Raw genomic sequence first — 18110 nt, forward strand, 5'->3', positions numbered from 1 at the left:
GGGTCGGTTACAGGCCGGCCAGCATGTCCTTCATCTGCTGGATTTCGGCCTGCTGATCGTTGACGACCTGTTCGGCCATATCGATGGCCGGTTGGTAGGACCCGTCGCGAATCTGGTCCTCGGCCATGGTCACGGCCCCCTCGTGGTGGGCAATCATCTGCTCAAGGAACAGCTTGGAGGCGTCCACCCCTTCGGTTTCCTGCAGGGCCTGCAGGTCTTCCTCGCTCATCATCCCGTCCCCGTGGCCCATGTCGTGCATGTTGTGGGACTCTTCCACGCCCCACTCCTGCTGCCAGGACTGCAGTTTCTCGATTTCCGGGCCCTGGGCTTCCTTGATCTGCTCGGCCAGGTTGGTCACCTGCGTGTCGATGCCCTGCTTGGCCAGGACGATGTCGCTCATTTCGATGGCCTGTTCGTGGTGAACGCTCATCATCGCGGCAAAGGACTTGTCCGCGTCGTTAACGCTTGCTGCCGGGGCGGAGGTGGCGGTCTGCTCCGGGGTGGCCCCCGGGTCCTGATCCTGGGTGGCGCACCCGACCAGCACTGGGGCAAGGCCCAGGCTCAGGGCAGCAAGAACGGCAGTTGGCTTCTTCATGTGGGTTTTCTCCGTGATTTCGCATCGCTGAGGGCACGAACGGATCGAAAGTCCGCGTGCCGGGGAATGGGTTTTCGACTCCCGCCGGAAGCGCAGGAAGGCGCGCGGGAGCCTGCCGATCAGGTGCGGCTAATACACAACGCGTGCAGCGATGGGCTTGGCCGGAAGCGCCGTGCCCGGAGGCGGTACCCTGGTCCTGCCCGGCAGAAACCGATGCGGCGGGCCCAGAAGGCTGGCAGCACGCCGAGGGTGAGGAAAAGCAGCAGCAGCGCGGCGACACAGGCGGCGCTCACCACCTGCTGGTCACCGCTTTTCTGGCATTCGGCGCATCCCACGGCAGAGGTATCGGCCAACAGATGCTGGTTGTCAGTGGCCGCCGGCGTCTGTGCCACCTGCCCGGCGGCGGTGAAGGGATGGGCCTCATGGGCAGGTGCGGTGCCGTGCAGGTTCAATCCATGCATCAGCAGCAAACCCACCACGACGGCCGCGGCCAGCAGAATCCCACGCAACATGCCGGGCAGGGTGCCGGGCACCGAAGGCGCCGGCGGCTGCCGCAGGACGGGTGGGATGCTCATATTTGCAGATTCTAGCCACACGGACTGTGAGCCCCCTAAGCAGTGAAGTTCCGTCTTCACGCCGGCGCGTGGGCTGACAGGGGCCTTGTCTGTTCCTGATGATTCGCTCACCCTCAGTGGATTTAATACCCCTAGGGGGTATAATCTCGGGTGTGGTGGAGGAAAAGAAAAGCACTCAAGCCGCCACCGGCAGCTCTAACCAGGACGGGCAACCACAACCCATGGTTTCCACAGCGAACGCGAAAGGGGCATCATGAGTACCTCCGAGAACGAAGAGCACCAAGGCCGCCACGGCCACTCAAGACAACCGCAATCTTCAGCGCACGCGGAACACCGCCAAGGGCGCCAGGAACATGCCCTACATGCCGAAGCAGGGCATTCCGCCCAGCACGCGGAGCACTTGGAGCACCAGCATCCGGCGGATCACCAGGATCACGCCGGGCACGAAGACCATTCGGCACACGCCAGCCACGGCGAACATGGTGGACATGGCGGACATGGTGGCCACGGCGACCACGCCGCCGTGTTCCGCAAGATGTTCTGGATCAGCCTGGTGCTGTCCATTCCCGTGGTCTACTTCAGCCCGATGTTCGCCGACCTGCTCGGCTACCAGATTCCCCAATTTCCCGGGGTCCAGTGGATTGCCCCGATCCTGGGCACCGTCATCTACTTCTACGGCGGCTGGCCCTTCCTCTCCGGAGGTGTTTCTGAACTGAAGTCCCGCCAGCCGGGAATGATGCTGCTGATTGCCATGGCCATCACCGTGGCCCTGATCGCCTCCTGGGCCACGAGCCTGGGCATTGGCGGGCTGATGCTCGACTTCTGGTGGGAGCTGGCGCTGCTGGTGGTCATCATGCTCTTGGGACACTGGATGGAGATGCGCGCCCTGGGCGCGGCCTCCGGCGCGTTGGACGCGCTGGCCGAACTGCTACCCGATGAGGCGGAGAAGGTGACCGAGAACGGCACCGAAACCGTGACCCTGGACCAGTTGCAGGCCGGCGATACCGTCCTGGTCCGCTCCGGCGCCCGCGTTCCGGCCGACGGACGAATTGTGGATGGCGGCGCGGAGTTCGACGAATCGATGATCACCGGCGAGTCCAAGACCGTCTACCGCGACGCCGGGCAGAACGTGGTGGCCGGAACGGTGGCCACGGACAACTCGGTGCGCGTTGAGGTGCAGGCCACCGGCGAGGACACCGCGCTGGCCGGAATCCAGCGCCTGGTCTCCGAGGCCCAGCAGTCCTCTTCCCGCGCCCAGGCGCTGGCCGACCGGGCGGCCGCCTGGCTGTTCTGGTTTGCCCTGGGTGCCGGCATCCTGACCTTCATCATCTGGATGCTCATCGGCCAACCCGATGACGCGGTGGTGCGCACCGTGACGGTGCTGGTCATTGCCTGCCCGCACGCGCTGGGCCTGGCCATTCCGCTGGTGATTGCCATCTCCACCGAACGCGCCGCGCGCTCCGGGGTGCTGGTGAAGAACCGCATCGCACTGGAGCGCATGCGCAACATTGACGTGGTGCTCTTTGACAAGACCGGCACCCTGACCGAGGGCGCCCACGCGGTGACCAGCACCGCGACGGTTTCCCCGGTTTCCGAGGGCGAGCTGCTTTCCGTGGCCGCCGCGGCGGAAGCCGACAGTGAGCACCCGGTGGCCCGCGCCATCGTCGCGGCCGCCAAGGAGCACCCGCAGGCCTCGGCCCACCAGCTGCACGGCAGTGACTTCTCCTCGCAGACCGGCCGGGGCGTGCGCGCCACGGTGGACGGCGCAGAGGTGCGCGTGGGCGGACCGAACCTGCTGCGCGAGCTGGGCGTGGAATCCCCGGCGGAAATTGCCCAGGAGATCAGCACCTGGACGCAGCGCGGCGCCAGCATCCTGCACGTGCTACGCGAGGGAAAGGTGATTGGGGCACTGGCCCTGGAGGATCAGGTGCGCGAGGCCTCCCGCGACGCGGTGGCGGCCCTGCACCGGCGCGGGGTCCAGGTGGCCATGATCACCGGGGACGCCCAGCAGGTGGCGGACGCGGTCGCGGCCGAACTGCAGATCGATGAGGTGTTTGCCAACGTGCTGCCGGAGGACAAGGACAGCAAGGTGGTTGAGCTGCAGCGCCGCGGCAAGTCGGTGGCGATGGTCGGTGACGGGGTGAACGACGCCCCGGCCCTGGCCCGCGCCGAGGTGGGCATCGCCATTGGCGCCGGCACCGACGTGGCCATGGAATCGGCCGGGGTGGTGCTGGCCGGCAACGACCCGCGCGCCGTGGTCTCGATGATTGAGCTCTCCCGCGCCAGCTACCGCAAGATGCTGCAGAACCTGGCTTGGGCGACCGGCTACAACGTGGTGGCGGTGCCGCTGGCCGCCGGCGTGTTGGCCCCGATTGGCTTCGTGCTCTCCCCGGCGGTGGGTGCGGTGCTGATGTCGCTGTCCACCATTGTGGTGGCGCTGAACGCCCAGCTGCTGCGCCGCGTGGAGCTGGACCCGCATAAGCTGGCCGGGACGGCAGGCCGGACCCCGCAGCGGGAGCCGGCCACGGCCGGGCAGCGCTAGCAGCCTCGCCCCCACCGGCCCCAAGCGCCCCGGCGGCAACCCGGGCAGGGAGCCGGTCCCCCGCGAATCGAGGCGCAAGCGGCGGTGGCCGGTGTCCTGCGCCAGACACCGTCCACCGCCGCCTGGTCCCCGGTTGCCTTCCCCGTGACCGGCAACACACGAAGGGCTGCCCAACGCCCGGGCGCCCCGCAGGCCTCGCGCCGCCCGCTGGCTACACTGGCAGGGTGAGTGATCAAGCAGAACCCGCCAATCCCCCCGCCGTTTCCTCCCCGACCCCGCGCCGCGGTCGTCCCCGGGATGCCGCGCGCGATCAGCAGATCCTCACCTGCGCCCAGCAGGTGCTGGCCGAGCAGGGGTTTGCCCAATTCACCATGGATGAGGTGGCCGCGCGCATCGGCGCCTCGAAGGCCACCGTGTACCGCCGCTGGTCCTCGCGCACCGAGCTGCTGGCCGCGGCGATCAGCTCCCTGGAATGGAACACCGCGGCCCCGGACACCGGGTCGCTGCGCGAGGACCTGATCCAGCTCACCGCCATCTGGTTCGCCCAGGATCCGATGCGCGATGCGATCTTCGTGAACCTGTTGGCGGCCCTGCCCAGCGACGAGCAGCTGCACGAGCTGTACATGGCCAATATCGCCACCCCGCGGGCGCACCTGGTGCAGACCGTGGTGGAGCAGGCACGGGCCCGCGGGGAGCTGGGCGCGCAGTCCAGCACCCAGTCCACCCGGGGCATCCTGCCGGCCATGGTCTTCCACCGTCTGGTGGTCGAACGCCGCCCGGTGGACCGCGCCTATGTGGAAAGCGTGGTGGACGAGGTGATCCTGCCGGCGATGCATCACCAGAAGTAGCCCCGCCCCCTGGCTGCCGGCGGTGCCGGAGCTCACCCCGCCACCGTATTGCCATTAACGAAACTGCTCAGTATCGTTAATGGCAATGCGGTGCCCGCTGCAGTGCGCCGCCCCGTATCCACATCCCTTGGCAGGGAACAGATGGCAGGCAATGACTAAAAAACTTCTGGAGAACCGCGAGACCACTCGCACCGGCGGCTTCAAGCTCGTCTTCGCCGGACTCATCCTGGCCGTGCTGCTCAACGCACTGGACCAGACGATCGTGGCCACCGCACTGCCGACCATGGTCGGTGAACTGCACGGATTCGACCAGCTGGCCTGGGTGATCACCGCCTACGTGCTGGCCTCCACCATTGGGCTGCCGATCTACGGCAAGCTCGGCGACCAGTTCGGGCGCAAGCCGGTGTTCGTCTTCGCGATCGCGGTCTTCCTGGCCGGCTCGGTGCTCAGCGGGATGGCCGGATCCATGCCGCTGCTGATCGCCTTCCGCGCCCTGCAGGGCCTGGGCGGCGGCGGGCTGATGATCGGCGCGCAGGGCATCATCGCGGACCTGGTCCCGCCGCGGGACCGCGGCAAGTACATGGGCCTGCTGGGGGCCGCGTTCGCGGTCGCCTCGATCAGCGGGCCGCTGCTGGGCGGAATCATCACCGAGGCGTGGGGCTGGCGCTGGATCTTCTACATCAACCTGCCGTTGGGCGCGATCGCACTGGGCTTCATCCTCAAGTACCTGCACGTGCCCGGCACCCCGCGGCGCACCGGAACCCTGGACTACGCCGGCATGGTGCTGCTGAGCATCGCCTCGGTGCTGGTGGTCCTGCTGACCAGCTTCGGCGGCGAGCAGGGCTGGGGCTCCGCGCTGGTGCTGGGGTTGGGCGCGGGCCTGGCGCTGACGGTCATCGCCTTCGTACTGGTGGAGCGCCGCGCCGCGGCCCCGGTGATGCCCGGCAGCCTGTTCCGCAACGGGCAGGTGCTGCTGGCCACCACCATCGGCGTGCTGGTGGGCGTGGTCATGTTCGCCACGATTTCCTACCTGCCCACCTACTTCCAGCTGGTCAACGGCGCCAGCGCGGTGATGTCCGGGCTGATGCTGATCCCCATGACCCTGGGCAACGTGGTCGGTTCGATGGGCAGCGGCTGGCTGGTCTCCCGCACCGGACGCTACAAGGTCTTCCTGGTCTCCGGGCCGGTGCTGATGCTGGGCGGGCTCGCGTTCCTGGGCACCATGGGCGTGGACACCGGCTACCTGTTCGCCGCCACCGGCATGCTGCTGGTGGGCTTCGGAATCGGGGTGATGATGCAGAACCTGGTGGTGATTGTCCAGGCGCAGGTGCCGCATCAGCAGCTGGGGGTGGCCACCAGTGCGACCAACTACTTCCGCATGATTGGCGCCTCGACCGGCATCGCCGTATTCGGTTCGGTGTTCGTCTCCACCTTCACCGGCAACCTGAACGCCTCCGGGGTGCAGCTGGATGCCGCCGGCGGCGGGGTGGGTTCACTGACCCCCGAGCTGATCGCAGGGCTGCCGCAGCGCAGCCAGGAGTTGGTGGCCCAGGCGGTGGCCGGATCGATGCCGCAGATCTTCCTGATCGGGATGTTCCTGGCCGGGGCCGCACTGCTGCTCTCCATGATGATCCGCGAATCCCCGCTCGCCGCCCGGTAGCGGAGGATCCGCCAACACGCACAGAAGGCCGCGGGGCGTAGGCAGTGACAAAGTCACTAGCTACGCCCCGCGGCCTTCGCGGCAGGCTCGGCCCGCCGTCAAAAAATGTCGAGACGCCTAGTCGCCGTCGGCGGCCAGCTGGCCGCAGGCCCCGTCGATTTCCTTGCCGCGGGTATCGCGCAGGGTGGTGGGCACGCCCAGCTCATCCAGGCGGTGCACGAACTTGGAGGTGATGTCCGGTTCGGAGCGGGTCCAGATGGATCCGGGCACCGGGTTCAGCGGGATCGGGTTCACATGCACCCAACCGCGGCCGCGGGCGTTGAGCTTCTTGGCCAGCAGCTCGGCACGCCACTCGTGGTCGTTCATGTCCTTGATCAGCGCGTATTCAATGGAAACCCGCCGTCCGGTCTTCACGTAGTAGTCGTGCGCGGCGTCCAGCGCCTCGTCGACCTTCCAACGCGAGTTCACCGGGATCAACTCGTCACGCAGCTCGTCGTCCGGAGCGTGCAGGGACAGGGCGAAGGTGACCGGGATGTTTTCATCAGCGAGCTTGCGGATCGCCGGGACCAGCCCAACGGTGGAAACGGTGATGCCGCGCGCGCTCATGCCCAGCCCCTCCGGGGCGTCGGCCACCATGCGGTGCACCGCGTTCATGACGCGCTTGTAGTTGGCCAACGGCTCACCCATGCCCATGAAAACGATGTTGCCCACCCGTTCGTCCGGGTGCTTCTGGCCGCCCAGCCCGCCTTCGGCGATGACGCGGTTGGCCTGGACAATCTGGTCCAGGATTTCCGCGGTGGACATGTTGCGGGTCAGCCCCGCCTGGCCGGTGGCGCAGAACGGGCAGTTCATGCCGCAACCGCACTGCGAGGAGATGCACAGGGTGATGCGGTTCGGGTAGCGCATCAGCACGGACTCGACCAGCGAGCCGTCAAACAAACGCCACAGGAACTTGATGGTCTTCCCGTCATCGGTGGTCAGCCGCTTCACCTCGGTGAGCAGGGTCGGGAACATCGCCTCGGCCAGTTCCTCGCGCCCGTTCTTGGGCAGGTCGCTCATCTTGTCCGGGTCGGTGGTGTAGTGCTGGAAGTAGTGCACCGAGAGCTGCTTGGCGCGGAACGCCGGCAGCCCCAGTTCCTTCAGCTTCTCCTGGCGTTCGGCCAGGGTGAGGTCCGCCAGGTGGGTCGGCGGCTGGGAGACGCGGCGCTTGGCGGCGAACTGCAGCTGCGGGCGGCCATCGGCGCCCATCTCCTGCTTCCAGCCTTCGGGGGTGGGCACCACCTGGGTGCGGCCCTCGGCCTTGGCGCGGGACTGCGAGATGCGCAGCTGCTGGGCGCGCTGGGCCGCGGCCTGCTCCTGGCGCAGGGCCTTGCGTTCAGCCGCGGAAAGTGTGGAAGAGTCGATAGAAGTCATCGTTTCCATTGTTTCATGTCTTGCCTGGCAATGGGCGGTGAGTTGCCGCACGCCGATGGCGGGCGCTCAGCGCCCGGGTGCCCCGGTGCCCTGCGCCCAGCGCATGGTGAAGGTGCGGGCCACCGCGGTGCGGAAGCGGTCGTTGGCGGCCAGCGCCGTAAAGAGCCGGTCCCGGACCGGGACCAGGGCGGTGGGCAGCGGACGGCCAAGCAGCATGTTCAGGTGGGCCTGGTATCCGGCCCGGCGGGCGGCGCGCAGCCTCATGCTGCTGAAGTGGTTTAGCTGCTGCGTCGTGGCGCCGGTGGTCAGCAGCCGGGCCAGCTGCTGCGCGTCCCCCAGCCCCAGGGTCATACCCTGCCCGCCGATCGGGCTGACTTCATGGGCGGCGTCCCCGATCAGTACGGTGCGGCCGTGCACCATGCCGGGAACCCGCCGGTTGGCGGTGCAAAAGGTGCTGCGCATGGTGCAGGCGTGTTCCTCCAGCCGCCAGCCGGTGCGTTCGTGGACAATCCGGGGCAGGTCCCACGGCCCCTCCAGGGCGGCGTGGCGGCCCACGTGCGCCACCCAGCGGCGGCGGTGCTGGGGCAGCGGAAACGATTCGATGATGCCATGCGGGTGCAGGAAGAGGGCGGCGCTGGGCCCATAGCCGGTGGTGTCCGGGTAGTCGCCCATGGTGTAGGTGTCCGGCAGTGCCCGGCCGGACACCTGTAGGTTCAGGGCGCGGCGCACCGCAGAATTGGTGCCGTCCGCGCCGATCAGCCAGCGGGACCGCAGCTGCTGCGCGGCGCCCGGCGCACCGGGCGCGTTCTCCTGGCGTACCGTGATGCTCAGGTCTCCCTGGCCGTCCTGGCTATGCCCCAGGTAGCCGGTCCCCTCCTGCAGAGCGTGCCGGTCCAGTTCGTGCAGGCGCTGGCGCAGCAGGGTGACCGTCTGGTTTTGCGGCAGCGACAGGACGTAGCGGTGCGCTCCGCCGATGACCGAGAAATCCAGGGCCCCGATGACCTGGTTGCGGGACAGCCCGGCCCCGTCACGAATTTTCACGCCCTGGTTGCGGGCGGCCTCCCCGACCCCCAGCCGGTCCAGCACGGCCAGCCCCGGTGGGTGGATGCCGATCGCCCGGGAGTGCTCTCCCACCCCGCGACGCTCATCGAGCACCCGCACCCGCCACCCGGCCTCGGTGAGCAGGATGGCGGCGGCCAGACCGGTGGGCCCGGCCCCCACGATCAGCGCATCAAGCTTCATGGGGCGCTTCGGGCTGGTAGACGGCCAGGTTCCTGAACGGCGCGGCCGTCTCGGCGCGCCAGCCCGCAGGCAGCTGCCGCGCCAGTTCCACATGGCTGAAGCTGCGCCGGATCGAGGCGAGCCCGTCCCGGCGGATGAAGGAGCTGCCGGCCAGCGGCAGGGTGCCGGCACCGAACAGGGCCAGGGCCAGCCGGCTGCGGCGGATGTCGGCGTGCAGGGCCAAGTGCCTGGCCAGGCTGGCCGAGTCCTGCCACAGGCCCTGCAGCTGCTGCCCATCCAGGTGGTGCAGCAGGTGGTTGGAAACCACCACGTCAAAGCGGCCCGGTTCGGCCAGCAGTTCATGGCTGTAGGCCTGGCGGAATTCCAGGGCGCCCGCGGGCAGATCACGGTGCCCGGCATGCTGCGCCGCGTAGCGGTAGGCCCGTTCATCCGCGTCAATGCCCAGCACCCGGACCTGCAGCCCGTCGGCGTGGGCCCAGCGGGCCAGGGCGGTGGTGATGTCCCCGCCGCCGCATCCGATGTCCAGGATGCTCGCTGGCCCGCCGGCCGGAAGCAGTGGGCGGATCCGCTGCCGGTAGAGGGACCGCCACCCGGAGACCACCCGGTTCACCAGCCAGAATTGCCGGTAGGTGCGCTCCAGCAGCTGGGGGTCGCAGTCGGGAAGGTCCATTTGTTCCAAGGCGTCGGGTTGGCGTCTCATTCCACCTCGATTTCCCGCTCGGGCAGCAGGGTCATCAACGCGCTTTCCACGGTCAGCCCCGGGCCGAAGGCCATGGAGCACAATTTCTCCCCCGCGGGATCCGCCTGAGGCAGGTGCCGGTCCATGATGTCCTTTAGGACGAACAGCACGGTGGAACTGGACATGTTCCCGTAATCACGCAGCACGTCGCGCGCCGGGGCCAGTTGCCGGTCATCCAGACCCAGCCGTTTTTGGACCTTGTCCAGGATGGAGCGTCCACCGGGATGGATGGCCCAGTGTTCAATGTCGGTGGCCGCGGAGTCGATCTGCGGGTCGTGGGCCAGCAGCGGGGCCAGCGCGCCGGTGATGTGCTCGTCGATGATGTGCGGGACATAGGTGCCCAACACCATTTCAAACCCCTCATCGCCGATGTTCCAGGCCATGGATTCCTCCCCCACCGGGGTCAGCACGGTTTCAAAGGCATCCAGCCGCAGCCCCGGGGCGCCGGTGTCCCGGCCGGTGATCAGCGCGGCCGCCGCGCCGTCCGCGAAGAGCGCTGATCCCATGATGGTGTCCGGGTCGTTGGAGGAATGCACGTGCAGCGTGCACAGTTCCGCGCACACCACCAGCGCCACCGCGTCCGGGTTCGCCTTGCAGTAGTCGGCCGCCGCCCGCAGGCCCGGGAAGGCCGCGTAGCAGCCCATGAACCCCAGGTGGTAGCGGCGGGTGGCCGGGTTCAATCCGAGCGCCCGCACAACCTGGTAGTCCGGGCCAGGGTTGTAGAAGCCGGTGCAGGACACGGTGATCAGGTCCGTGACCTGGGAGGGATCCACGTCAGGGCAGGCTTCCAAGGCCTTGCGCGCCGCCTCAATGTACAGCGCCGGCGCCTTGGCGGCGTACACCTCGTTGCGGGTGCGGGTGCTGGGGCGGCGCAGCTCATTGGTTTGCCCGTCGTAGAACACCGCTTCACCCTCCACCGGCTTGTCCCGGTCAAACTCCTCCACCACGGTGTAGCGGGTGTCAATGGCCGCGGAGTCAAAGGAGGTGGAGATCAGCCGCTGTCCCAGCCGGGTCAGCCCGGGCTGGGCGGCAAAGACGTCACGAACCTCGGGCTGGTGCAGGACAGTGGACGGCACGGCCGTCTGAATGGTTCTAAGCATGACCGACATGGGCCGAGCCTATGCGGTGGCTTCGGGGCGGTAAAGGACGTTCAGCAATTCCCAGTGGATCCGAACCTTCACCCCACACACCTGGCAGCACCTAGCCTCTGCCTCGCCGTGCTGCCGTTGCCGACGGTTCCCGTGCTGTCCACCCCCAGGGCGTCGACCTCGGCAACTTGGCCACCGCAGCTGAACTGGCCGGTTGAACACATCTCGGCCCGCCTCGGGCACCGGCTGTCAACCGGGCTTTCACCGGCCCGCGTCCGCAGCCTCTTCCTCGGCCTGCAGCTTCTGCATGGTCACCTCCAGCAGCGCCGCCGTGGTGCGGATGAACGCACTGATCCAGCCGAACAGCACGGCCACCGCCGCCAGTTCAAAGCCGGTGAGGTTGAAGTAGTCCCAACGGGCCCAGAGCATCATGGACAGCACCAGCCCGCCCAGGGCGGCCAGGGAAAGCAGGTGGAAGATCGCCGGAAAGCCGGGGAACAGGAAGATGGAGCCGGCCAACAGCACCACCAGGGCGGCGCTGGCCGCCCACACTCCGCTGGCGTGCAGGTCCCCGAGGGTGTTCACCGGCACCACGGCGGCGAGCATCACCCCACCGGCCACGATCAGCAGGCACCAGCGCACCACCTTCGGCCGGGGCCGGAAGACCCGTGAGAGCCGCTGCCCGCGCACCCGGGCCCGCCGGTCATAGGCCTGGGCCAGCCGGCTGAGGTCCCGCAGCAGGAATTCACTGAAAGTCGCCAGCACCAGGCCGGTCACGAACAAGGTGGTGTTAAACGCCCAGAAGGAGCGCACCCCGCTGTCGAAGGTGCCCAGGGTGGAGAACATGGTTTTCCACCAGATCGGGTTCTCGGCCACCAGCATGCTGAGCATGACCCCGGAGACCATGAACCCGCCCAGCACCACCGACAGGGTATGCGAACTGGTGCGGGCGGTGGCCTCCAGGGAAATGTAGGCGCTCAGCCCCGTCCCGAGCCCCACCATGACACTGCCGGCGAACATGTCCACGGTCAGCCCGAAGAAGGAACGCTGGATCAGGTAGAAGAAGACGTTCAGGGCCATCACGGCAATCGCGGCGTGCACCAGCAGCAGGGCGAACATGGCGTTCAGCTCCCGCCAGCGCGGCAGTTCGCACAGCCAGCGCTCCCGCTGCACCAGCAGGTGCCGGAATCCCCAGACGCTGCTGCCGGCCGCGGCAACGCCCCCGGAAATGGCGCCCAACGCCCCCACAGACAGCCCGCCGTAGAGGGTGGGTCGACCACCGGCGAAGAGCAGCAGGCCCACGGCCGTGCCCAGCAGCGAGCAAATCAGTCCGGCCCAGAGTGCCTGGCGCTCAATGTCCAGTTCAACGGCAGGCGAATGGCGGGTATCCGAAGGGCTGAGGGTAGACACCCCTCTATTGTGGCTTTTTGCCGCCGCGTTTTCATTTTTGGGTCCAGCCCGGACCGCCACGGCCAGCTCCCGGACCCCTCCCCGGCCCGCCTCGGTGCCCTGCCCGCCGGGGAATGCGGGCAAAACACGGTGGCGGCATTGACATGGCGCGCGTCACACTGTTGGCTAGAAGAGTAAATGACCCTTAACTGAAAAGCGGGTCGCTTCTTACCTCCACCCGATGGGAAGTGACTGATGAGCACACCAACTCCGGACACCGCACCGAGCATGAGAGCCCTGGTCGATGAGCTGCGCGAAAAACTGGCGCGCAGCGCCCTGGGCGGCAGTGAAAAGTCCCGGGCACGTCACGTGTCCCGCGGCAAGCTGCTGCCGCGCGAACGGATCAGCCGGCTGCTGGATGAAGGCTCGGATTTCCTGGAGGTCGCCCCGCTGGCGGCCCACGGACTCTACGACGATGCGAGTCCCGGCGCCGGGATGATCACCGGCATTGGCCAGGTCGCCGGGCGCGCGGTGATGGTGGTGTGCAATGACGCCACGGTCAAGGGCGGAACCTACTTCCCGATGACCGTGAAGAAGCACCTGCGGGCCCAGCAGATTGCCCTGGAGCACCGCCTGCCGTGCATCTACCTGGTGGATTCGGGCGGGGCCTTCCTGCCCATGCAGGATGAGGTGTTCCCGGACCGCGAGCACTTCGGGCGGATCTTCTACAATCAGGCCCAGCTCTCCTCGCGCGGCATCCCCCAGCTCTCCGCGGTGCTCGGCTCCTGCACCGCCGGCGGGGCCTACGTGCCGGCGATGAGCGATGAAACCGTGATCGTGCGCGAGCAGGGCACCATATTCCTGGGCGGCCCGCCCCTGGTGAAGGCCGCCATCGGCGAGGAAGTCAGCGCGGAGGAGCTGGGCGGCGGCCAACTGCACGCCGAGGTCTCCGGGGTGGTGGACCACCTGGCCGAGAACGATGAACACGCCCTGTCGATGATCCGCGACATGGTGCGCACCCTGCCCGAACCCGCGCCGGGCCCGGAACGCGACTGGAACGAACCGGCCAAGGACCCGGCCGGGCTGCTGGAGGCGGTCCCGGTGGATGTGAACGCCTCCTACGACGTGCACGAGGTCATCGAACGCATCGTGGACGGCGGGTCGGTCAGCGAATTCAAGCCGGACTACGGCACCACGCTGGTGACCGCGTTCGCCACCATCTACGGGATGAAGGTCGGAATCCTGGCCAACAACGGGGTGCTGTTCTCCGAATCGGCGATGAAGGGCGCGCACTTCATCGAGCTGTGCGACCAGCGCGGCATCCCGCTGGTGTTCCTGCAGAACATTTCCGGGTTCATGGTCGGGCGGGATGCGGAGGCCGGGGGCATCGCCAAGCACGGGGCGAAGCTGGTCACCGCGGTGGCCACCTGCCGGGTTGCGAAGTACACGATCATCATCGGCGGCTCCTTCGGGGCCGGGAACTACGCCATGTGCGGGCGGGCCTACTCCCCCCGCTTCCTGTGGATGTGGCCCAACGCCCGGATTTCGGTGATGGGCGGATCCCAGGCCGCCGGGGTGCTGACCACCATCCGCGCCGAGGCCCGCGCCGCGGCCGGGGACCCGATGAGCCAGGCCGAACAGGATGACTACGCGGCCCCGGTGCTGGCCGACTACGACCGGATGGGCAGCCCCTACTACTCCACCGCCCGGTTGTGGGATGACGGGGTGATCGACCCGGTGGACACCCGCCGGGTGCTGGGCATGGCCCTGTCCCTGTCCGACGGTGAACAGCTGCCGGACACCAACTTCGGAATCTTCAGGATGTAGCCGTGGACCTGTTTGACAAAGTTCTTGTGGCGAACCGCGGTGAAATCGCCGTTCGCGTGATTCGTACCCTCAAGGCCCTGGGCATCCACGCGGTCGCCGTCTACTCGGCCGCGGACGCCGCCGCCCGGCACGTGCAGGAGGCCGACAGCGCGCACTACCTGGGCCCGGCTCCGGCCACCGACAGCTACCTTGACATCGACAAGGTGGTGCAGGCCGCCCGGGACAGCGGGGCGGCGGCCGTGCACCCCGGCTACGGTTTCCTCTCCGAAAATCCGGTGTTCGCCCGGGCCCTGCAGGCCGCGGGCATCACCCTGATTGGCCCGCAGGTCTCCGCGCTGGAGGCCATGGCGGACAAGATCAAGGCCAAGGAGCTGGTGGCAAGCCGCGGCGTGCCGCTGGCCGCCGGGTTTTCCGCCGCCGGACTGGATGATGAGCAGATCACCGCCCGCGCCATTGAGGTGGGCTTCCCGTTGCTGATCAAGCCCTCCGCCGGCGGCGGGGGCAAGGGCATGGTCCAGGTCCACCGGGCCGAGCAGCTGCCCGGGGCGCTCGCCGCAGCCCGCCGGGTGGCGGCCACCGCGTTCGGGGATGACACGCTGCTGCTGGAGCGGCTGATCGAAACCCCACGCCACATTGAGGTGCAGGTGCTCGGGGACACCCACGGGAACATCGTGCACCTGGGTGAACGCGAATGCTCACTGCAGCGGCGCCACCAGAAGGTCATCGAGGAGGCCCCCTCGGCGCTGCTCGGCGACCTGCCCAACGGTGAGGCGCTGCGCGCCGAACTGGGGGCCGCAGCAGTCCAGGCGGCCCGGGCGGTGGACTACGTGGGGGCCGGCACCGTGGAGTTCCTGGTCTCCGCCCAGCGCCCGGAGGAGTTCTTCTTCATGGAAATGAACACCCGCCTGCAGGTGGAGCACCCGGTCACCGAACAGGTGGTGCGGGTTCGGGGGCGCCAACTGGACCTGGTGGAACAGCAGGTGCGCATCGCCGCCGGGGCGCCGCTGGACTTCGGGCAGGAGGCGGTCAGCCTGCACGGCCACTCCATTGAGGCGCGGCTGTACGCCGAACGCCCGGAACACGACTTTGTGCCCTCCACCGGCACCATCACCGGGTACCGCGAACCCGCCGGCGCCGGGCTGCGCCTGGATTCGATGCTGGCCACCGGGGCCACCGTCTCCGCGCATTATGACCCGATGCTGGCCAAGCTGATCGCCACCGGAAGCGACCGCGCCGCCGCCCTGCAGCGCCTGCGCACGGCGCTGGATGAGCTGCTGGTCACCGGGGTGCACACCAACACCGAATTCCTGGCCGCCCTGCTCGATGACCAGCAGGTGCGCGCCGGGCAGCTGGACACCGAGCTGATCGCCCGCTTCCTTGACCGCTGGCAGCCGGCCGTCCCGGATTTCGCCGACTACGCCCAGGCCGCGGCCGCCTGGCTGGCGGCCCAGCCGGTGGGCCGCGGCCCCTGGTCCGGCACCGGGTTCAGCAGCACCGGGCCGCTCAGCCGCACCCTGCTCCTTGAACACGACGAGCACTCATGCCAGCTGCAGGTGACGGCCACGCCCGGCGGCTGGCAGCTGCGCCACGAGGACCAGCGGTGCGAGGTCAGCACCGGTGCGGGCCCGGTGCTGGTGGATGGCCGGGCGCTGCGCGCCCAGCTGGACCCCCAGGGCACCGCGTGGGTGCAGCGCGGGGCGGCGACGTTCGCGCTGCGCCGCGTGGACCGCGCCGAGCAGCTCTCCCGCTCCCTGGCCCTGCTGCAGCGTGCCGCCTCACCGCTGGATGCCCAGCTGCTCTCTCCCATGCCCGGGGCGGTGTGCGTGCTCAACGTGCAGGACGGCCAGCAGGTGCAGGCCGGCGACGTGCTGTTGGCGGTGGAGGCCATGAAGATGGAACACGAGATCACCGCACCGGCGGACGGAACCGTGAAGCTGCTGGTGGGCCTGGGTGACCAGCTCACGGCCCGGCAGCCGGTGGCGCAGATGCACTACGCCGAGGCGGCCGAGGAAGGATGAGCAGCATGGGCCCGGCATGGCTTTTCTGTCCCGCAGACCGTCCCGAACGCTACGGCAAGGCGGCCGAACGCGCCGACGTGGTGATCCTGGACCTGGAGGACGCGGTCGCGCAGGACGCAAAACACCAGGCCCGGCAGTGGGTGGGCGAATCCGCACTGGATCCGGCGCGCACCCTGGTGCGGGTCAATGCCGCCGATTCCCCGCACTTCGCCGAGGACCTGGCCATGGTGCGCACCAGCGGCTACACCCAGGTGATGCTGCCCAAGGCCGAGGACCCGCGGGTGCTCGCCGAGCTGGAGGGGCTAAGGGTGTACGCGCTGATTGAGACCGCGCGCGGGGTCTTGGCGGCCGAGGACCTGGCCGCCCATCCGGCGGTCCACGGGCTGATGTGGGGCGCCGAGGACCTGGTCGCCTCCCTGGGCGGGACTTCCTCCCGGCGCGCCGACGGCGCCTACCGGCAGGTTGCCGTGCACGCCCGCGCCCGCGTCCTGCTGGCGGCCCGCGCCTGGGACAAGCAGGCGCTGGACTCGGTCTACCTGGACATCCCCGACCTGGCCGGGCTCGCGGCCGAGGCGGAGGACGCGCAGGCCAGCGGGTTCACCGCCAAGGTGCTGATCCACCCCTCCCATGTGCCGGTGGTGCGCGAGGCGTTCGCCGGCACGCAGCGGCGGCAGTGGGCGCAGCGGGTGCTGCAGGCCGCGCAGAACGAGCGTGGAGTCTTCAGCTTTGAGGGCCAGATGGTCGACGAGCCGGTGCTGCGCCAGGCGCGGCAGATCCTGGAACGGGATTAGCCCAGCATCTCGCGCACGCCACTGGCCAGCAGGGTCAGCGCCCCGGCGAACGCGATGATCACCACGAAGGCGCGGCTGACCTTGTGCGGGATTTTTGGGGCCAGCCAGTTGCCCAGCAGGATGCCGCACACCATGGCGATGGCGCAGCCCACCCACTGGCTCCAGTGCAGCTGCGGCATCCCGCCCTTGGCGATCAGCGAGGCAATGGAGAGCACAAAGAAGTACAGCTGCACCGAGATCGCGAACTTCGCCTGCGGCCAGCGGCTGGCCACCGCGTAGGCGGCAATCGCCGGACCGGAGACCGCCGCGGTGACCGACATGAACCCGGACACCGCCCCGGCTCCAATGGCCAGTCCCTTGCTGTCGGCGGATTTCAGGTTCCGCAGCAGGAAGCTGGATCCCAGGGCCAGCATCACCATCAAGGCGATGGCGATGGAAAGTTTTGGTCCGCCCAGCTGGCTGGCGACCCAGGCGCCGGGGATGGTCATGATCACCGCCGGGACCAGCAGCAGCATGACCTTGCGGTATTCCACCTCACGGAACACCTGGGCCAGGATCAAGAAGCTGCTGCAGGTGCCCAGGAAGTTCACCAGCATGACCCCATCGAAGGGGCCGAGCACCATCACGATGAAGGGTGAGGAGACCAGGGCGAAACCCATCCCGCTCACCCGCTGGGTCGAGGCGCCCACGAAGGTGGCGGCGCTGAGTGCGAGAATTGCACCGATTGTCACCGTACCCACCGAGCGCGCCCTCCCAAAAGACATTGTCCGGGACTGAAACCAGCCCCGGACAACGCTACCTCATTGGCTGTCAGGGCGACCGGGGCCTAGTTCCCCGGCCCCGGCTCGGCCGGCGCACACTGGGCAACCGTGGTGTAGAAGCGGGGGCGGCGGTGCCGCGCCCGGATCAGGAACAGCGCCCCGGGGGCTAAGATCCCGGCGCCGACCAGGAACACCAGCCCAAACCCGCCCAGCAGCGGGGCGAGCCCGCGCAGGGTGCGGCGGAAGTACCAGACGCAGGCGAACGCGGTGATCCCGTAGTAGAAGCAGATGATCATGCCCAACGCCAGGATGGTGTCATTCAAGACGTTCAGGGAAACAAAATGCCGCTGCTTTACGCAGCATTTCGTTCTCCATCTCCAGCTCCCTGATGCGTTTGAGTGCTTGGGGCATCTCCTTGCGCTCATCGGGATCAGCAGAGGAACTCATTCCAGGGGACTGGAACCGGGCATCACGCACACAGGTCTGCAGCGCGACTCTTCTATGTCTGTCAATTCGCAACCGGAAGCTCTTCAAGGAGTGCTACTGCATCGCGCTTGAACTCTTCGAAGTAGATTTTGGGGACGATGACTCTCTACTTTTCAACACAACTTTACAAAAGTTA

At 68.2% G+C, this 18110-nt stretch carries 15 protein-coding genes and 1 pseudogene; 6 read left to right on the forward strand and 10 right to left on the reverse strand.

The genetic code is table 11. From position 1 onward, the window contains the following. Positions 1 to 7: 7 nt before the first annotated feature. Together GcLGCM259_RS13120 and GcLGCM259_RS13125 are read right to left on the reverse strand one after the other, a co-directional pair. Positions 8 to 595: a DUF305 domain-containing protein gene (locus tag GcLGCM259_RS13120; RefSeq protein WP_138926883.1), complete on the reverse strand. Its 588-nt coding sequence runs from the start codon at positions 593 to 595 to the stop codon at positions 8 to 10. Positions 596 to 714: 119 nt separating this feature from the next. Continuing rightward, on the reverse strand, positions 715 to 1170 hold the full coding sequence (locus tag GcLGCM259_RS13125; protein ID WP_138926884.1) for a DUF6153 family protein: 456 nt from the start codon (positions 1168 to 1170) through the stop codon (positions 715 to 717). A 253-nt stretch (positions 1171 to 1423) separates the two neighbouring features. On the opposite strand from GcLGCM259_RS13125, the gene GcLGCM259_RS13130 reads away from it, so the two are divergent. The 3 genes from GcLGCM259_RS13130 to GcLGCM259_RS13140 all read left to right on the forward strand — a co-directional run bounded on the left by GcLGCM259_RS13130 (position 1424) and on the right by GcLGCM259_RS13140 (position 6220). Beyond that, positions 1424 to 3712 carry a heavy metal translocating P-type ATPase gene (locus GcLGCM259_RS13130; RefSeq protein ID WP_138926885.1) on the forward strand — a complete coding sequence of 763 codons (2289 nt, stop codon included), beginning with the start codon at positions 1424 to 1426 and terminating at the stop codon, positions 3710 to 3712. A gap of 224 nt (positions 3713 to 3936) precedes the next feature. Then, a complete protein-coding gene (locus GcLGCM259_RS13135) occupies positions 3937 to 4560 on the forward strand; it encodes a TetR/AcrR family transcriptional regulator (protein ID WP_138926886.1) in 624 nt (207 codons plus the stop codon). Positions 4561 to 4711: 151 nt separating this feature from the next. Continuing rightward, entirely contained in the window at positions 4712 to 6220 is a 1509-nt protein-coding gene (locus GcLGCM259_RS13140) for an MDR family MFS transporter (protein WP_175419435.1), read from the forward strand. A gap of 117 nt (positions 6221 to 6337) precedes the next feature. On the opposite strand, the gene rlmN is transcribed toward GcLGCM259_RS13140, so the two are convergent. The 5 genes from rlmN to GcLGCM259_RS13165 form a co-directional block, all read right to left on the reverse strand. After that, entirely contained in the window at positions 6338 to 7468 is a 1131-nt protein-coding gene (rlmN, locus tag GcLGCM259_RS13145; protein ID WP_138927265.1) for a dual-specificity RNA methyltransferase RlmN, read from the reverse strand. 231 nt (positions 7469 to 7699) lie between these two features. Further along, positions 7700 to 8875 carry an FAD-dependent oxidoreductase gene (locus GcLGCM259_RS13150; protein ID WP_175419436.1) on the reverse strand — a complete coding sequence of 392 codons (1176 nt, stop codon included), beginning with the start codon at positions 8873 to 8875 and terminating at the stop codon, positions 7700 to 7702. Next, positions 8865 to 9575 (reverse strand): class I SAM-dependent methyltransferase, encoded by a 711-nt coding sequence (locus GcLGCM259_RS13155; protein ID WP_138926889.1) that lies wholly within the window; start codon positions 9573 to 9575, stop codon positions 8865 to 8867. Before GcLGCM259_RS13155 ends, GcLGCM259_RS13150 begins: the two co-directional genes overlap by 11 nt. Continuing rightward, positions 9572 to 10723 carry a type III polyketide synthase gene (locus tag GcLGCM259_RS13160; RefSeq protein WP_138926890.1) on the reverse strand — a complete coding sequence of 384 codons (1152 nt, stop codon included), beginning with the start codon at positions 10721 to 10723 and terminating at the stop codon, positions 9572 to 9574. Before GcLGCM259_RS13160 ends, GcLGCM259_RS13155 begins: the two co-directional genes overlap by 4 nt. A 240-nt stretch (positions 10724 to 10963) precedes the next feature. Then, a complete protein-coding gene (locus GcLGCM259_RS13165; RefSeq protein ID WP_138926891.1) occupies positions 10964 to 12112 on the reverse strand; it encodes a hypothetical protein in 1149 nt (382 codons plus the stop codon). A 234-nt stretch (positions 12113 to 12346) separates the two neighbouring features. On the opposite strand from GcLGCM259_RS13165, the gene GcLGCM259_RS13170 reads away from it, so the two are divergent. From GcLGCM259_RS13170 to GcLGCM259_RS13180, 3 genes are read left to right on the forward strand one after another with little or no spacing between them, the layout of a single operon-like run. After that, positions 12347 to 13918, forward strand: coding sequence for a carboxyl transferase domain-containing protein (locus GcLGCM259_RS13170; RefSeq protein ID WP_138926892.1), 1572 nt, complete (start codon positions 12347 to 12349; stop codon positions 13916 to 13918). 2 nt (positions 13919 to 13920) lie between these two features. Continuing rightward, the gene (locus tag GcLGCM259_RS13175; protein WP_138926893.1) at positions 13921 to 15936 is read left to right on the forward strand and encodes an acetyl/propionyl/methylcrotonyl-CoA carboxylase subunit alpha; all 2016 of its coding nucleotides are present in this window, start codon (positions 13921 to 13923) and stop codon (positions 15934 to 15936) included. Further along, a complete protein-coding gene (locus GcLGCM259_RS13180) occupies positions 15933 to 16727 on the forward strand; it encodes an HpcH/HpaI aldolase/citrate lyase family protein (protein ID WP_175419437.1) in 795 nt (264 codons plus the stop codon). Before GcLGCM259_RS13175 ends, GcLGCM259_RS13180 begins: the two co-directional genes overlap by 4 nt. On the opposite strand, the gene GcLGCM259_RS13185 is transcribed toward GcLGCM259_RS13180, so the two are convergent. The 3 genes and pseudogenes from GcLGCM259_RS13185 to GcLGCM259_RS15615 all read right to left on the reverse strand — a co-directional run. Then, positions 16724 to 17467 carry a sulfite exporter TauE/SafE family protein gene (locus tag GcLGCM259_RS13185; RefSeq protein WP_217496533.1) on the reverse strand — a complete coding sequence of 248 codons (744 nt, stop codon included), beginning with the start codon at positions 17465 to 17467 and terminating at the stop codon, positions 16724 to 16726. The two genes, GcLGCM259_RS13180 and GcLGCM259_RS13185, sit on opposite strands and share 4 nt — an antisense overlap. An 86-nt stretch (positions 17468 to 17553) precedes the next feature. Continuing rightward, positions 17554 to 17811: a hypothetical protein gene (locus GcLGCM259_RS13190; RefSeq protein WP_425459785.1), complete on the reverse strand. Its 258-nt coding sequence runs from the start codon at positions 17809 to 17811 to the stop codon at positions 17554 to 17556. A gap of 16 nt (positions 17812 to 17827) precedes the next feature. After that, positions 17828 to 18074, reverse strand: a pseudogene (locus GcLGCM259_RS15615) (IS3-like element ISAar45 family transposase); the annotation flags it as partial. Positions 18075 to 18110 lie beyond the last annotated feature (36 nt).

This window comes from Glutamicibacter creatinolyticus (assembly GCF_006094275.1).
In the GTDB taxonomy this organism is placed as follows: domain Bacteria; phylum Actinomycetota; class Actinomycetes; order Actinomycetales; family Micrococcaceae; genus Glutamicibacter; species Glutamicibacter creatinolyticus.

Bases quoted from the DNA above. Each gene is read 5' to 3' on its own strand.
- GcLGCM259_RS13125 (WP_138926884.1), bottom strand. From the start codon at position 1,170: ATGAGCATCCCACCCGTCCTGCGGCAGCCGCCGGCGCCTTCGGTGCCC.
- GcLGCM259_RS13120 (WP_138926883.1), bottom strand. From the start codon at position 595: ATGAAGAAGCCAACTGCCGTTCTTGCTGCCCTGAGCCTGGGCCTTGCC.
- GcLGCM259_RS13170 (WP_138926892.1), top strand. From the start codon at position 12,347: ATGAGCACACCAACTCCGGACACCGCACCGAGCATGAGAGCCCTGGTC.
- rlmN (WP_138927265.1), bottom strand. From the start codon at position 7,468: ATGGGCGCCGATGGCCGCCCGCAGCTGCAGTTCGCCGCCAAGCGCCGC.
- GcLGCM259_RS13180 (WP_175419437.1), top strand. From the start codon at position 15,933: ATGAGCAGCATGGGCCCGGCATGGCTTTTCTGTCCCGCAGACCGTCCC.
- GcLGCM259_RS13130 (WP_138926885.1), top strand. From the start codon at position 1,424: ATGAGTACCTCCGAGAACGAAGAGCACCAAGGCCGCCACGGCCACTCA.
- GcLGCM259_RS13155 (WP_138926889.1), bottom strand. From the start codon at position 9,575: ATGAGACGCCAACCCGACGCCTTGGAACAAATGGACCTTCCCGACTGC.
- GcLGCM259_RS13140 (WP_175419435.1), top strand. From the start codon at position 4,712: ATGACTAAAAAACTTCTGGAGAACCGCGAGACCACTCGCACCGGCGGC.
- GcLGCM259_RS13150 (WP_175419436.1), bottom strand. From the start codon at position 8,875: ATGAAGCTTGATGCGCTGATCGTGGGGGCCGGGCCCACCGGTCTGGCC.
- GcLGCM259_RS13160 (WP_138926890.1), bottom strand. From the start codon at position 10,723: ATGTCGGTCATGCTTAGAACCATTCAGACGGCCGTGCCGTCCACTGTC.